Source organism: Salmonella sp. SAL4457 (assembly GCF_046548235.1).
Lineage (GTDB): Bacteria > Pseudomonadota > Gammaproteobacteria > Enterobacterales > Enterobacteriaceae > Salmonella > Salmonella enterica.
Genome location: NZ_JBGDZO010001134.1, coordinates 1 through 245 on the forward strand (window position 1 = coordinate 1; position 245 = coordinate 245).

The 245-nt window shown below is 65.3% G+C and carries 1 protein-coding gene; it reads right to left on the reverse strand.

What is annotated here, in order from left to right; all coding sequences use genetic code 11:
• On the reverse strand, window positions 1-245 hold a 245-nt coding region (locus ACLJNW_RS27730), incomplete at both ends, for a hypothetical protein (protein WP_410961793.1).

Consider the following 245-nt stretch of genomic DNA (forward strand, 5'->3'; position numbering starts at 1 on the left):
TACCCGCGCCGTATGGCGTCCGGCTTTCTCCGGCTTGACCCCGAGTTCGGCCAGCAGCATCGACAGGGCCTTGAGCTTGCGGTACGCGGCGATCAGGAAGGCCAGCGAGACCAGCAGCGCGCCGCCCCAGATCAATGCCTTGTGTAGCCCGTCGTAGGCGACCCACTGGCTCATCCAGGCGGAAAGCGTATCGGCGAAATAACCGCCGGCGAGGAAGATCGCGATCACCAGCGCCAGGTTCACCC